General features: G+C 72.1%; 11 protein-coding genes. 5 read left to right on the top strand and 6 right to left on the bottom strand.

What is annotated here, in order from left to right; genetic code table 11:
* Positions 1–40 precede the first annotated feature (40 nt).
* Complete coding sequence (locus ACIRG9_RS06850; protein ID WP_402851276.1) at positions 41–439, bottom strand: VOC family protein; 399 nt, start codon at positions 437–439, stop codon at positions 41–43.
* 180 nt (positions 440–619) lie between these two features.
* On the opposite strand from ACIRG9_RS06850, the gene ACIRG9_RS06845 reads away from it, so the two are divergent.
* The 4 genes from ACIRG9_RS06845 to ACIRG9_RS06830 all read left to right on the top strand — a co-directional run bounded on the left by ACIRG9_RS06845 (position 620) and on the right by ACIRG9_RS06830 (position 5,720).
* Positions 620–769: a hypothetical protein gene (locus tag ACIRG9_RS06845; protein ID WP_167666652.1), complete on the top strand. Its 150-nt coding sequence runs from the start codon at positions 620–622 to the stop codon at positions 767–769.
* A 5-nt stretch (positions 770–774) separates the two neighbouring features.
* Entirely contained in the window at positions 775–2,190 is a 1,416-nt protein-coding gene (locus ACIRG9_RS06840; RefSeq protein ID WP_402851272.1) for a class I SAM-dependent methyltransferase, read from the top strand.
* Positions 2,183–4,228: a sulfatase-like hydrolase/transferase gene (locus tag ACIRG9_RS06835; RefSeq protein WP_402851269.1), complete on the top strand. Its 2,046-nt coding sequence runs from the start codon at positions 2,183–2,185 to the stop codon at positions 4,226–4,228. Before ACIRG9_RS06840 ends, ACIRG9_RS06835 begins: the two co-directional genes overlap by 8 nt.
* A 208-nt stretch (positions 4,229–4,436) precedes the next feature.
* Positions 4,437–5,720 (top strand): citrate synthase, encoded by a 1,284-nt coding sequence (locus ACIRG9_RS06830; protein ID WP_402851266.1) that lies wholly within the window; start codon positions 4,437–4,439, stop codon positions 5,718–5,720.
* Between the two features lie 72 nt (positions 5,721–5,792).
* Here the strand turns inward: ACIRG9_RS06830 and ACIRG9_RS06825 are convergent, their stop codons facing one another.
* The 3 genes from ACIRG9_RS06825 to ACIRG9_RS06815 all read right to left on the bottom strand — a co-directional run bounded on the left by ACIRG9_RS06825 (position 5,793) and on the right by ACIRG9_RS06815 (position 9,461).
* A complete protein-coding gene (locus tag ACIRG9_RS06825) occupies positions 5,793–6,497 on the bottom strand; it encodes a fasciclin domain-containing protein (protein ID WP_402851264.1) in 705 nt (234 codons plus the stop codon).
* A 66-nt stretch (positions 6,498–6,563) separates the two neighbouring features.
* Positions 6,564–8,681 carry a M14 family zinc carboxypeptidase gene (locus ACIRG9_RS06820; RefSeq protein ID WP_402851261.1) on the bottom strand — a complete coding sequence of 706 codons (2,118 nt, stop codon included), beginning with the start codon at positions 8,679–8,681 and terminating at the stop codon, positions 6,564–6,566.
* 123 nt (positions 8,682–8,804) lie between these two features.
* A complete protein-coding gene (locus tag ACIRG9_RS06815; protein ID WP_402851258.1) occupies positions 8,805–9,461 on the bottom strand; it encodes a response regulator transcription factor in 657 nt (218 codons plus the stop codon).
* A gap of 298 nt (positions 9,462–9,759) precedes the next feature.
* Between ACIRG9_RS06815 and ACIRG9_RS06810 the strand changes: the two genes are divergently transcribed.
* Positions 9,760–10,764, top strand: coding sequence for a DUF3459 domain-containing protein (locus tag ACIRG9_RS06810; protein WP_402851255.1), 1,005 nt, complete (start codon positions 9,760–9,762; stop codon positions 10,762–10,764).
* 42 nt (positions 10,765–10,806) lie between these two features.
* Here the strand turns inward: ACIRG9_RS06810 and ACIRG9_RS06805 are convergent, their stop codons facing one another.
* On the bottom strand, positions 10,807–12,285 hold the full coding sequence (locus ACIRG9_RS06805) for a glutamate--cysteine ligase (RefSeq protein WP_402851252.1): 1,479 nt from the start codon (positions 12,283–12,285) through the stop codon (positions 10,807–10,809).
* A 447-nt stretch (positions 12,286–12,732) separates the two neighbouring features.
* Positions 12,733–13,269 carry a hypothetical protein gene (locus ACIRG9_RS06800; RefSeq protein ID WP_402851250.1) on the bottom strand — a complete coding sequence of 179 codons (537 nt, stop codon included), beginning with the start codon at positions 13,267–13,269 and terminating at the stop codon, positions 12,733–12,735.
* Positions 13,270–13,337 lie beyond the last annotated feature (68 nt).

Here is a 13,337-nt window from a genome sequence, read left to right as displayed (position 1 = left end):
CGCGTCGGGTTGGAGATCAGCTTGGCCGCAAACTCCTTGATCAACTGGCTTGCAGCGGGGCGAACAGGTCGACGCCGTTGCCGTCCGGGTCGTGGAGGACGGCGTAGCGCTGGCCCCAGACGGCGTCCCAGGGCGGCAGGTGGCCGTGGTGGCCGGCGGCGGTCATCTCGGCGTACCAGCGGTCGACCTCGGCCGGGTCGGCGCAGCGGAAGGCAAGGTTCACCCGGGGGCTTCCGGCGGCCGGGGTGCGGCCGGGGTCGAAGGTGCGGATCAGGTCGACCGTGTCCCACGCCAGCCGGACGCCGTTCGCCAAGACGATCTCCACGTGTGTTTCGCGCTCCGCGCCGGACGGGATCGCCAGCCCCAGCCGGCGGTAGAAGTCCAGGGTGCGGCCCATGTCGGTGACGGCCATGCCGATCAGGTCGAAATGCGGTGTCATGGCCGCCACGGTAGGGGCGGCGAGGTCGGGGCGTCTTGAACGGAACGGACGTGGGCGGAGTGTCGGGTGTGCCCGACACGGGCCGGTTCGGCGGCGTACGGTAAAGGACAAGTCCGGCTAAAAGGCCGAAAGCCCCTATATCGGGTCGGCCTCCATCAACGGTGAGGGAAGGGGGCAGCCGTGACGCACCTGGCCTACCTGGATGCGGGCTCCGGCAGCCTGATCGTGCAGGCGGTGGTCGGCGGGGTGGCTGGCGCGGCGGTGGCCGCGAAGCTCTACTGGCGACGGCTGGTCGCTCGGTTCCGCCGGCAGCCCACCGACCGGAGCTGACCGGCGTGGCCGTCTCCGACGCCCACGCCCGCCTGGAGCCCGGCTCCTTCCGCGACCCGGGCAACCGGGTCTTCCACCGACGGGGGGAGGTGCTGCGCGGCCTCGACGAGCGGTCCGCCCGCGACTGGCGGGCCCTCGCCGCCAGTGACTTCTTCCGGGAGCTGCTCGCCGCCGGCAAGGTGTGTGGCACGGAGGAACTGCTGCCGGCACCGGTCGACCTGCCCTGGGCCACGGTGCTGCGACACGAGCGCATCCCGTTCGTCTCGCACCCGTACGAGTGGTCGTACGGGATGCTGCGCGACGCCGCGCTGCTGCACCTGGAGGTGTTGCGGTCGGCCGTGGCCGCCGGCTTCACCACCAAGGACGGCTCGGCGTACAACCTCCAGTGGCGGGGCGCCACGCCGGTCTTCATCGACGTCGGCTCGTTCGAACCGGCCCGCGACGGGGAACCCTGGGCCGGCTACCGGCAGTTCTGTCAGACCCTGCTCTATCCGCTGCTGCTCCAGGCCCATCTCGGGCTGGACTTCCAGCCCTGGCTGCGGTCCCGGATCGACGGCATCGAGCCGGATCAGATGCGCCGCCTCTTCTCCGGCACGCGTCGGCTGCGCCCCGGCGTGCTCACCCACGTCCACCTGCACGGCGCGATGCAGGCCCGCCACGGGCACGCCAGCACCAGCGACGTCCGTGCCCAGCTGCGGGCCGCCGGCTACTCCCGGGACCTGGTCCTGGCGACCGTACGCGGCCTCGAGAAGCTGGTCCGCCGGCTGGACGTCCGGCCGGGGGAGAGCCACTGGTCGGACTACCAGCGCACCTGCGCGTACTCGGTGCCGGACCGGCGGGCGAAGGAGAGGTTCGTCGACCGGGCGGCGGCCGTGACCGTGCCGGGGCTGGCGCTCGACCTGGGCGCCAACGACGGCCGGTACGCCCGGATCGCCGCCCGGCACGCCGACCACGTCGTCGCGGTCGAGCAGGATCCGACGGTGGTCGACGGGTTCTACCGCGCGCTGCGGGACGAGCGGGAGCGGCGGATCCTGCCGCTGGTGATGGATCTCGCCGACCCGTCGCCGGGCGGGGGCTGGCGGGGCGTCGAGCGGGCCGGCTTCGCCGGCCGGGCGCGGGCCGACCTGGTCCTCGCGTTGGCGCTGGTGCACCATCTGGCGATCGGCCGGAACGTGCCGCTGGCGGAGGTGCTGGACCTGTTCGCCGGGCTGACCGCGCCCGGCGGCACGCTGGTGGTGGAGTTCGTCCACCCCGAGGACCCGATGGCCCGGCGGCTGCTGGCCAACAAGCCGGACGGGCTCTTCCCGGACTACCGGCGCAAGGTGTTCGAGACGCTGCTCGCGGCGCGCGGCCGGATCCTCCGCCGGGTCGAGCTGCCGTCCGGCACCCGGACGCTCTACCAGGTGGTGACAGGTGGCTGAGCGGACCCTCGCGCCCCCCGAGGTACGCGAGGTCGCACCGGCGCCGTCCGGCCGCCGCGGGGACTGGCGTAACGAGGTGGGCCGGCTGCTGGAGGTGGTGGCGCTGGTCGGGCTGGTGGTCACCCAGCCGCTGCTGGACGTGCTCGGCCACAGCCCGGACTTCTTCCTGTTCCACCGCGCCTCCCCGGCCGACGTGCTGCTCCTGGTGGCCCTGATCGCCATCGCGCCGACCGTGCCGTTCGCCCTGCTCGGCGCGGTCGGCCTGCTGGCCGGCCGGATCGGCCGGGCGGTGGTGCACACGCTCGTGGTGGCGCTGCTGCTGGCCGCCCTCGCCGTCCAGGTGGGGCGGCACACGACGCCGCTGCGTGGCGTACCGCTGCTGGTGGCGGCGGGCGTGGCCGGCATCGCCGCGGCGGCCGCGCACCGGCGGTGGCGGGCCCCGGGGCGGGTGCTGCGGCTGGCCGCGGCCGGGCCGGTGGTCTTCGTCGGCCTCTTCGTCTTCGCCTCACCGGCCTCGGCGGTGGTGCTGCCCAGGGGCCACGCCGGGTCCGCCGGGGTGGCCGGCGCCGGCGCCCACCCGCCGGTGGTCATGATCGTCCTGGACGAGCTGCCGCTGGTCTCGCTGCTCGGTCCGGACGGGCGGATCGACGCCACCCAGTACCCGCACTTCGCCGAACTCGCCGCCGGGTCGACCTGGTACCGCAACGCCACCGGCGTGAGCGGCTGGACGCCCTACGCGCTGCCGGCCATGCTGACCGGCCGCTACCCGGCCGAGTCGGTGGCCCCCCACTACTCGCAGTACCCGGACAACCTCTTCACCGCCCTCGGCGGGCTGTACGAGATCAAGGCCGAGGAGAGCATCACCCGGCTCTGCCCGCCCAGCCGGTGCGAGCAGCCGGCCAGCCCGGAGCAGGGGCTCGGCGTCCTGGTCCGGGAGAGCGGCCAGCTGCTGCGCCAGGTCACCGCGCCGGTGGACAGCCGGCTCGACCCGGAGAACTCGTACCGCGAGCTGACCCGGGCCGAGGCGGGGCTGGACGCCGCCGAGCCGGTCCCGGCGGACCCGAAGTTCCGCTGGGACGCCCTGAACGCCAACCAGCCGGCCCGGTTCACCAGCTTCCTCGCCGGGCTGCAGCCGTCGTCGCGGCCCACCCTGCACTTCCTGCACCTGCTGATGCCGCACGCGCCCTGGGCGTACCTGCCGTCGGGGGCGCAGTACGCCGCGCCGGAGGACCTGCCCAACGACGGTGCCGGCTGGGTCGACCTGGCCCGCCAGCGGCACCTGGCCCAGCTCGGCTACACCGACCGGCTCATCGGCGAGACGCTGCGGACGCTGCGGGCCTCCGGCCTCTACGACAAGGCCCTCGTCCTGGTCACCGCCGACCACGGGGTGAGTTTCCTGCGGGACTGGCAGGGCCGGGGGATGGACGCCATCAAGCACGCCGCCGACCAGGTCGCCTGGGTGCCGATGTTCGTCAAGGAGCCCGGCCAGCAGGCGGGCCGGATCGACGACCGGAACTGGCAGCACGTCGACCTGCTGCCCACCATCGCCGACGCGACCCACATCAGCGTCCCCTGGCACGTGGACGGCCGCTCGGCGAAGCAGGCCCCGCGCGAGCAGGCCGACAAGCTGTTCTACGACCAACCCGGCGAGCCGGTGCGGATCTCCGGCGGGGTGCCGTCCCCGCCCGCCACGCCCGCCCCGGACCCGTTGGTCGGCACCCGGGTCGGCGACAAGCCCGCCGGCGGTACGGCCACCGTGGCGAACCTCGCCGCGTTCCGCTCCGTCGACCCCGCGGCGGGGCAGCTGCCGGCCCTGGTCTGGGGCACGGTGCCCGCCTCGGTGCCCGACGGGACGAAGCTCGCGGTGGCGGTCAACGGCACCGTCGGCGCGGTCGTCCCGGTCGTCTCGCCCGACAAGGGCGGCCGGCGGTTCGCGGCCTTCCTCCCGGACGACCGGCTCTTCGCCGCCGGGGCCAACCGCCTGGACATCTACCGGGTGGGCACCGACGGTAGCCTGCGCCGACTCAAGCTGTCCTGAACCCGTTCGAACGCCCTTCGCCAGCCTGCCCGGCCACCCCGGCTCCCGCCGGGGTGGCCGCGTTCTACGGGGTTTCCGAGCCGGCCGGTCGGGAATCGGGTGACGCATACCTCACCACTGAACCATGACGAGCGGTGTCCTCTGGACCGTAAGTACGGTAAAAGCGAAGGCAACTCAACGAAGATCTTGCCGGCGAAGCGAGGAACAGATGACGGAAGTCAAGCTCGACCACCCCGGTGGCCAGCTGTCGATGCCGGTGCAATCCGCGGTCGAGGGCCCCGGTGGAATCAAGGTGGGCGCCCTGCTCAAGGAGACCGGGCTGACCACCTACGACCCCGGTTTCGTGAACACTGCGTCCTGCTCGTCCGCGATCACGTACATCGACGGTGACGCGGGCATCCTCCGGTATCGGGGCTACCCGATCGAGCAGCTGGCCGGGAAGTCCTCCTTCCTGGAGGTCTCGTACCTGCTGATCTACGGCGAGCTGCCTTCCCAGCAGCAGCTGACCGAGTTCAGCGAGCGGATCCGGCGGCACTCGCTGCTGCACGAGGAGATGCGCCGCTTCTTCGACGGCTTCCCGCGCGACGCGCACCCGATGGCCGTGCTCTCGTCGGCGGTCAGCGCGATCTCGACGTTCTACCAGGACAGCCTGGACCCGTTCGACTCCGAGCACGTGGAGATGTCCACGGTGCGGCTGATGGCGAAGGTCCCGACCATCGCCTCGTACGCGTACAAGAAGTCGATCGGGCAGCCGCTGCTGTACCCGGACAACTCGCTGGGCTACGTCGAGAACTTCCTGCGGATGACCTTCGGTGTGCCGGCCGAGCCGTACGAGGTCGACCCGGTGGTGGCACGCGTGCTGGACATGCTGTTCGTGCTGCACGCCGACCACGAGCAGAACTGCTCCACCTCGACCGTGCGCCTGGTCGGTTCCAGCAACGCCAACCTCTTCGCCTCGGTGTCGGCCGGCGTGAACGCGCTCTTCGGCCCGCTGCACGGCGGTGCCAACCAGGCCGTGCTGGAGATGCTCCAGCAGATCCAGGCCGACGGCGGCGACGTCCGCTCCTTCGTGCAGAAGGTGAAGGACAAGCAGGCCGGCGTGAAGCTGATGGGCTTCGGCCACCGGGTCTACAAGAACTACGACCCACGTGCCGCGATCGTGAAGCAGGCCGCCCAGGACGTGCTGGGCCGGATGGCCAAGCCGGACCCGCTGCTGGACCTCGCGGTGCAGCTGGAGGAGATCGCCCTCGCCGACGACTTCTTCGTCTCCCGGCGGCTCTACCCGAACGTGGACTTCTACACCGGCCTGATCTACAAGGCCATGGGTTTCCCGACCAAGATGTTCACGGTGCTGTTCGCGCTGGGCCGGCTCCCCGGCTGGATCGCCCAGTGGCGCGAGATGATCAACGACCCGGAGACCAAGATCGGCCGCCCGCGGCAGATCTACACCGGCTCCGCCGCGCGGGACTACGTCCCGGCCGGCGAGCGCTGACCTCCGGCTGACGACGAAGGCCGCCGACCCCGTACGGGGTCGGCGGCCTTCTCGCGTACGCGGGTGCGCCGCTCAGTGGCTCCCGTCGCCGGTGCCGGCGGTGACGGGCAGGTTGCCGAGCACCCGGTTGATGATGTGGATCCGCGCGCCGGTCGCCCGGTAGTCGGCGCAGACGGTGTCGGCCTTGTCGCCCAGGCGAGCCGTCGTCCCGCCGCCGGTGACCTTGATCTTCGTGCCGGCGAGCGTGGTCACCTCGCCGGCGGCCACCAGGTCGGACAGGGACAGCGATCCGGCGACGAGGTGTTCGCGGAGCAGGTCGCGGAGCTTGTCCTTGTCGGCGAGGAAGAGCTGGTCCAGGTTGTCCTCGGAGAACTGCGCCTCGAACGCGTCGTCAGTGGGGGCGAGGACGGTCACGCCCTGCTTGCCGTGCAGCTCGCCCGCCAGGTCGGCGGCCCGGACCGCCGCCTCGAACCTGGTGACCACGGGAATCCACTGCAGGGCCGTCTCCGGCGGCTCACCGGCCAGCGACGCCGGGTTGCCCGGCTCGGTGCCCGACGGCAGCAGGTCACACAGCGACCCACGGAGGATGGGCGCGCCACCGGTCGCGGCGACCGCGCCGACCGTCGGCCGGCCGGCGGCGCCGGAGCAGCCCGTGCCGGCGAGTACCAGGGAGAGACCCACCGCGGCGAGCGCGGCCAGCCGGCGCCGTGGGTGACGACGGCGGGCCGCCCGGCGGGGGCGGGACGGTGCGGTGGCGAGCTGGTCCACGGCGTTCACTCCAGATCGGGTCGGGTCGTACCGGCCGGCCCTGCGGACGGGCCGGCCGGTACGACGATCAACGGGTCACAGGCGAGCGCACTGGCCGCTCTTCGGGCCGGTGACCGAGTTGGCCAGCTCCAGGTTCACCGGAGCCGCGGTGTTGCCGCCGCAGGACAGCGGGCCGGTGACCGTGTTGCCGGCCAGCAGCGGCGCGCCGCCCCGGTTGTTGGACACCTCGACCGGGCCGGTGACCGTGGCATCGGCGACCACCACCGGGCCGCTGGCGCCGGTGATCCGGACCGGGCCGGTGACCTTGCTGTCGGTCAGGAAGACCCCGGCGGCGCCGTTGGCCTCGACCGGGCCGGTGAACGACGAGCCGGTCGCGATCAGCGTGGCGCCCGGCTGGACCCGGACCGGACCGTTCACCGTCGCGTCCTTCAGGCAGGTGAAGCCGGAGACGACCAGCTGGCCGTTGTGCTTGCCGGTCGCGGTCGGGTACACCCGCTCGCCGGCCACCAGGTTCTCGACACCCAGCCCGTCGAGCAGCAGCGGGATCAGGCCCCGCTCCGGCTGGTTCAGCGGGACGACGTACCCGTCGGCGGTCTTGACGACCTGCCAGCCGTGCGCGGCGATGCGCTCGGCCACCGTGGTACGCAGGCCGGCCGGACCGTCGGTGCGCGCCCCGTTGTACTGCTCCTCGGTGAGCTTGTACGCACACGGTGCGTTGTCCAGGATCAGGTTGCTCTGCGGCGCGTCGACCGGCGGCGGAGCGTCGCCCGGGTGCGGGGCCGGGTACGCCTCGATCGGGCGGGACCCGCGGAAGACGATCCGGCCGGTGTTCGACACCTGGAACTTGATCGCCTCGGCCCGAGCCGTGGTGATTGCGGTCAGGTTTGCCCGGTGGTAGTCGAGGAACTGGTTGAACGTCCACATCGCGGAGAAGGTCTTACGCCGCCGGTTGTTCGCCGTGTTGCCCTCGTCCGGGCGGGTGGGGCCGCCGGAGCTGCGCAGCTCGAGCAGCGAGTTGACCACGTTCTTGAGCCCGGCCGTGTTGCGAAGGATCGTCTCCTCGCTCAGGCCCACGCTTCCGCCGCCGGTGCACCCGTACGGGCACGGCCACCAGCCGTCCTTGGCGCCCTGGCTGTACATGTGGCCCTCGATCATGTGCTGCGACTCGTCGAAGATCGACTGGGCCACGTTCTGGTGTCGCGGCGGCAGCATGGGCAGGTCACCGGCGTTGGAGTTGCCGAACTCGTGACCGTCGTAGCTGGCCACCGGGTGGTAGTCGCGCAGCATCCGTACGAACGCGGCGTTCTCCGGCTGGCGGATGAGCGAGTAGTCCCGGTTCAGGTCCTGCCCGGTGGAGTTGCCCCGGGTGTTGGCCGCCCGGCCGTCACCGTTGATGGTCGGCACGATGAGCACGGTGGTGTGCGACAGCAGGTCGATCGTCCGGGCGTCGGTGCTGAAGGCCAGCTTCCGCGCCATGATCAGGCAGCCCTCGCGGTCACCGGGCTCGTTGCCGTGCACGTTGCAGTTGATCAGCAGCGGCGAGGTCTTGGCCACCGCCTCCGGCGTGGCCGGCGGGGTGGGGTAGCCGATGACGAACATGTTGATCGGCCGGCCGAGCACGGTCCGGCCGATCTCCTCCACCCGGACGCGGTCGCTCAGCTCGTCGACCGCCGCCGTGTAGGCGTACTCGTTGACGTCACTGGTGTACTGCGCCGCCAGGGTGGTCTCCCACTGCGTTCGCAGGTTCTCGCCCGGCACGTTCGGGTCGCCCCAGGGGGCGGTGGTGGTGCCGGAGATCGCCTCCGAGTACGGCTGCGCGGTGGTGCCGAAGCGGGCGCGAACCCGCCACTGGAACCGGTCGCCCGGGTTGAAGCCCGAGTCCGCGAAGGTCGGTGACTCGTTGTTGATCTGGCGGTTCGGCCGCCAGACGCCGGTGATCACGGCGGCGCCGGTCGCCGACCCGTCGGCGGCGATCGGGGTGCGCTCGATCTGGTAGTCGGTGCTGCCCTCGACCGGTGTCCAGGCGAGGGTGGCGTAGCCGTCACCCTGCACGGCCGTCAGGTTCTGCACCTGGTTCGGTTCGACCTGGGCGGTGACACCGGCTGGTTCGGCGTAGGCGGGCGCGGGCGCGACAGCTGCCGCGAGGGTGGCGGCGAGCAGGACGGAGAAGATGGTCGTCCGTCTGTCTCTCATGGAAGCTCCAGAACAGGTGGGATGACTCGGTGCGGACAGCACACGCTAGTGGTCCCGGTCACGAACAAACCTCAGAGATTTCTTGAGGATGATCTGAGAATCGACGGGAATCCCATCCGCCGCCTAGCTCGGCCGTAGCCGGTAGCCCACCCCGCGTACGGTCTCCACCAGGCCGGCGTCCGCGAGCTTGCCGCGCAGGGCTGCAACGTGGACGTCGAGGGTGTGCCCGGCCTTCCAGGTGGTCTGCCAGATGTCCATCAGCAACCGCTCGCGGGACACCACCGTGCCCGCCTGCCGGGCCAACGCCATCAGCAGGTCGAACTCCTTGCGGGTCAGGCTCACCTCCCGGTCGGAGAGCCAGACCCGCCGGGCGTTGAGATCGACCCGCAGGTCGCCGACCTCCAGCGCCGTCTCGGCTCGCGCGGCGCGGGCCGTCCGGCGCAACACCGCCTCGATCCGGGCTTGCAGCTCCGCCATCGAGAACGGCTTCACCACGTAGTCGTCGGCGCCCGCCCGCAGCCCCGCCACCCGGTCCCGCTCCTCGGAGCGGGCGGTCACCGCGATGATGGCGACGTCCTCGTTCTGCCGGCGGATCTGCCGGCACAACTCCAGGCCGTCCCGGTCGGGCAGGTTGAGGTCGAGCAGGACGAGGTCGACCGGCCCCGCCGTGGCCGCCTCCGCCGCGGTGGTGGCCGGGATGACCGCGTAGCCCCGGCGGCGTAGCGCGGCACCCAACGCGGACGCGACTCGCAGGTCGTCCTCCACCATCAGCACCCGCACCCGCGTCTCCTTGGCCCTCGTTTCCGACAGGTCCACGCGAGTCTGTCCGATGGACACCTGCCGTGAACAGCCCGGACGCAAGATCGTGACCGCAGGATGACCTGCGCTGGCCGTCCCGGTGATCTTTGCGGCCGGGTCGGCCCGCGGGGCCGGTCGCGGGACGGGAGGAATTCCGGTCATCAGGCCACGGACATCTTCACCGGTCGGGTCTACAGTGGGTCTGAGCTGCTCGTTCATGATCTGAGGAGCACCTGTCCCGTCGCCTGCTGGCTCCCACCGATTCCGTGGAGGCTGCCGCATGACCGAGTTCACGGTGTGGGCGCCCGAATCCGCCCGGGTCCGGCTCCGCCTGCCCGGCAGCATCCGGTACGAGTTGCAGGTCGGAGCCTTCACCCCGGAGGGCACCTTCGACGCGGCGACAGGCCACCTCGACCACCTCGTCGACCTCGGCGTCGACCTGGTCGACCTGCTGCCGGGCGACGGCCTCGACAGTGGGACGCCCGGCCTCCGCCGGCTGGTCGACGCGGCGCACGACAAGGGGCTGGGGGTGGTCCTCGACGTCGCCCAGCACCGTTTCGGGCGCCGCCGCATCGTCGACAGCGTGCTCAGGTGGTTGCGCGACCACCACGTGGACGGGCTGCGGCTGGACGACGCACCCGCCGCGCCGGGCGGCCGGCTCCTCGACGAGCTGACCGCGGCGGTCGAGCCGCTCTCCGCCCGCCTGGGCCGGCCGCTGTCGCTGATCACCGAGCCCGACCTGAACGGTCCGGCCCAGCACGCCGTGCCAGCCCTGCGCACCGGCGACCGGGCCGCCCAGCCGCTCTCCGCCGGCCTGCTGCGGGTCGGTGCAACCCTGCTGATGACCGCGCTGCTCACCCCGATGCTGTTCATGGGAGAGGAGTGGGCGGCCAGCACGCCGCGCCAGCTCGCCGCGTACGGCTGGCCGGCGGGGGAGGTGCCCGAGCGGCAGACCTTCCCCCGGTCCTGGCTGGACTGGGCCGAGCTGGACAAGCCCGAGCACCGCGAGATGTACGACTTCTACCGGCGGCTGATCGCTCTGCGCAAGAGCCGACCCGACCTGTCCGACCCGCGGCTGAGCCGGATCGACGTACGGCACGGCGACCAGTTCCTGCTCACGCGCCGGGGCGAGTGCCTGGTGGCGGCGAACCTGGCCGGGAAGCCGCAGCGGATCAACCTGCCCGGCCGGGTCCGCACCGTGCTGCTGGCCACCGCGACCGGCGTCACCGTGATGCGCGACGGGATCGAACTGCCGCCCGAGTCGGCCGCTGTCGTCGCGCTCTGACCACCGGTGGGGGCGACCGCGGGCCGGCCCGGGCCGGGACGGTCAGGGGATCGGCCACTCGTGTACCGGGCGGTTGCTGTGCATCAGGTCCACGTAGTGGCGCATCACCTCGCGCAGCGCCGTCGGCCGGTCCAGTTGGTCGGTGGACTCCAGCCGGTGCAACGTCGCCACCTGCCAGGTCGCGCCGTTGCGCCCGGTCAGGCAGCGCTGCTCGACGATGCCGAGCAGCCGGTCCCGCTCGCCCGGGTCGAGGCCCCACCGGTCGAGCCCCTGGTGGGCCAGTGGCAGTAGCCGGCGCAGCACCAGCTCGGTCGCCGGCAGATAACCGAGCCCCGGCCAGAACACCTGGGCGTCGATGCCGTACCGGGCGCAGCTGGTGAAGTTCTCCTCGGCGGCGCTGAAGGACATCTGCGACCACAGCGGCCGCTCGGACTCGGCCAGCGCGCGGACCAGGCCGAAGTAGAAGGCCCCGTTGGCGATGGTGTCCAGCACGGTCGGGCCGGCCGGCAGCACCCGATTCTCCACCCGCAGGTGCGGGCGGCCCTTCAGCACGTCGTACACCGGGCGGTTCCAGCGGTAGACGGTGCCGTTGTGCAGCCGCAACTCGGCGAGCTCGGGCACGCCGCCGCCGGCCAGGGCCTCGGCTGGATCCTCCGGGTCACAGACCGGGAGCAGCGCCGGGAAGTAGCGGACGTTCTCCTCGAACAGGTCGAACACGTTGGTGATCCAGCGTTCCCCGAACCAGACCCGCGGGCGTACCCCCTGGGCCTTGATCTCCTCGGAGCGGGTGTCGGTGGCCTGCTGGAACAGCGGCACCCGGGTCTCCCGCCACAGCTCCCTGCCGAAGAACAGCGGCGAGTTCGCGCCGAGCGCGACCTGTACGCCGGCGATGGCCTGGGCCGCGTTCCAGTAGTCGGCGAACTGGGCCGGGCTGACCTGCAGGTGGAACTGGGTGCTGGTGCAGGCGGCCTCCGGGGTGATGGTGTCCGCGGTGACGGCCAGCCGCTCCACCCCGCTGATCGCGATCCGCAGGTCCTCGCCGCGGGCGGCGAAGATCTGCTCGTTGAGCAGCGTGTAGCGCGGGCTCGCCGAGAGGGCGGCGGCGGTCAGGTGTTCGGGGCGCAGGGTCGGCAGGATGCCGATCATCACCATGTGCGCGCCGACCGTACGGGCCTTCTCCTCGGCGGCGTTGAGGCTGGCCCGCACGTGTTCCTCGAACTGCGTGGTGCCGGTGCCGGCGAGCCGCCGCGGCGGCACGTTGATCTCCACGTTGAACTGGCCCAGCTCGGTCTGGAAGGCGGGGTCGGCGACCGCCTCCAGCACGTCCGTGTTGCGCATCGCCGGCTGGAAGTCCTCGTCGACCAGGTTGAGCTCGATCTCCAGCCCGGTCATCGGGCGCTCCACCTCGAAGCGGGACTCGCGGAGCATCTCGGCGAAGACGTCCAGGCAACGGTGGACCTTCTCGCGGTAGCGGGCGCGGTCCTCGCGGCCGAAGGTGCGTACGCTGACGTCCTCGCCCATGGTCACCACCTTGTCACCGTTGGCTCCCCCTAACCTCGCACGGGACGGCGGGGCGGGGAAGACCCGAAGGACCTGGTACCTACCCAGCCGCGGGCACTCTGATCCCCGCCCGGTTCCGAGCGCGCGTGTCGTGGTCCGGCCCGGTCTGGACGGCTGGCATGGCCGCCGACCGGTGGGGGAGTGGCCGACGCGCGCGATTGGCTCGGCTGTGGGTGGCGGCGGCGGCCTGCCCGTGGGCGGGACCACTGGCCGGCGTGGCGCGGTCAGGTAGGGCCCGCCGCGCAACGAGGTCGGTGCGCGTGTTCGGACCCGTCCACGGCGCGCTCTTTCGTAGCGTACGGGATCCTCGTTGCTCGCGGTGGCCCGACAGCGACGCTGGTCCCTGCCGTGCACGGCGGGTCGGGCCGCCCGCCCGGCCGAGCGGTCGACCCCGGTCGGCGCGGAACCTCAGGTGAGCGCCGAGCAGGCAGCGACGCCGAGCACCAGCAGCACGCCGAGTGCCGCCTGGAGCAGCAGCGGCGGGCCCAGGTGCGACCAGACCGTGGCGGTACGCGGGTTCAGCAGTTGACCGGTGGTCAGGTTGACGATCCGCTCGATCCGTGGCGGCAGGTCGGCGTCCCGCTGGGGGCACAGGGTGAGCTGCAGGTGGTCGCCGCGGTGCAGCGCGCTCTGCGGCAGATGTCCGTGCAGCTCCACCTCCAGCAGCCGGTCCGCGTTGTCCCGCAGACGTACCGGGGTGACCAGGAACTCGGGGCCCTTCTTCAGCTCCTTGAAGCTGCGCCCGTCGCCCCCGCCGCCGCGGCGTACCAACCGCGACAGCAGCCGCACCACGCCGGCGGCGGTCAGCACCGCGACGAGCGCCGGCTGGCCGACCCGCACCTCGCGCGGATAGCCCTCCATGAGGCGGAGCAGCCGTCCGTTGACGATGCGTTCGGTCGGGTGGACGACGCGCCGGATGGGGAGGTCAGTATCCATGATCACCACTCAGGGTCCGGTTCGGTTCACTGATGGTAGCGGTCCCAGAGGTTGAAAGACGTGAATGAACTCCGGTC

This window comes from Micromonospora sp. NPDC093277, assembly GCF_044765245.1.
Taxonomy (GTDB): domain Bacteria; phylum Actinomycetota; class Actinomycetes; order Mycobacteriales; family Micromonosporaceae; genus Micromonospora.
Note: the sequence above shows the minus strand (reverse complement) of the source record. Positions and strands in the feature narration are given on the sequence as shown.

Coding starts and splice junctions, on each gene's coding strand:
- ACIRG9_RS06805 (WP_402851252.1), bottom strand. CDS start 12,285: ATGGGCGAGGACGTCAGCGTACGCACCTTCGGCCGCGAGGACCGCGCC.
- ACIRG9_RS06810 (WP_402851255.1), top strand. CDS start 9,760: ATGACCGAGTTCACGGTGTGGGCGCCCGAATCCGCCCGGGTCCGGCTC.
- ACIRG9_RS06830 (WP_402851266.1), top strand. CDS start 4,437: ATGACGGAAGTCAAGCTCGACCACCCCGGTGGCCAGCTGTCGATGCCG.
- ACIRG9_RS06850 (WP_402851276.1), bottom strand. CDS start 439: ATGACACCGCATTTCGACCTGATCGGCATGGCCGTCACCGACATGGGC.
- ACIRG9_RS06820 (WP_402851261.1), bottom strand. CDS start 8,681: ATGAGAGACAGACGGACGACCATCTTCTCCGTCCTGCTCGCCGCCACC.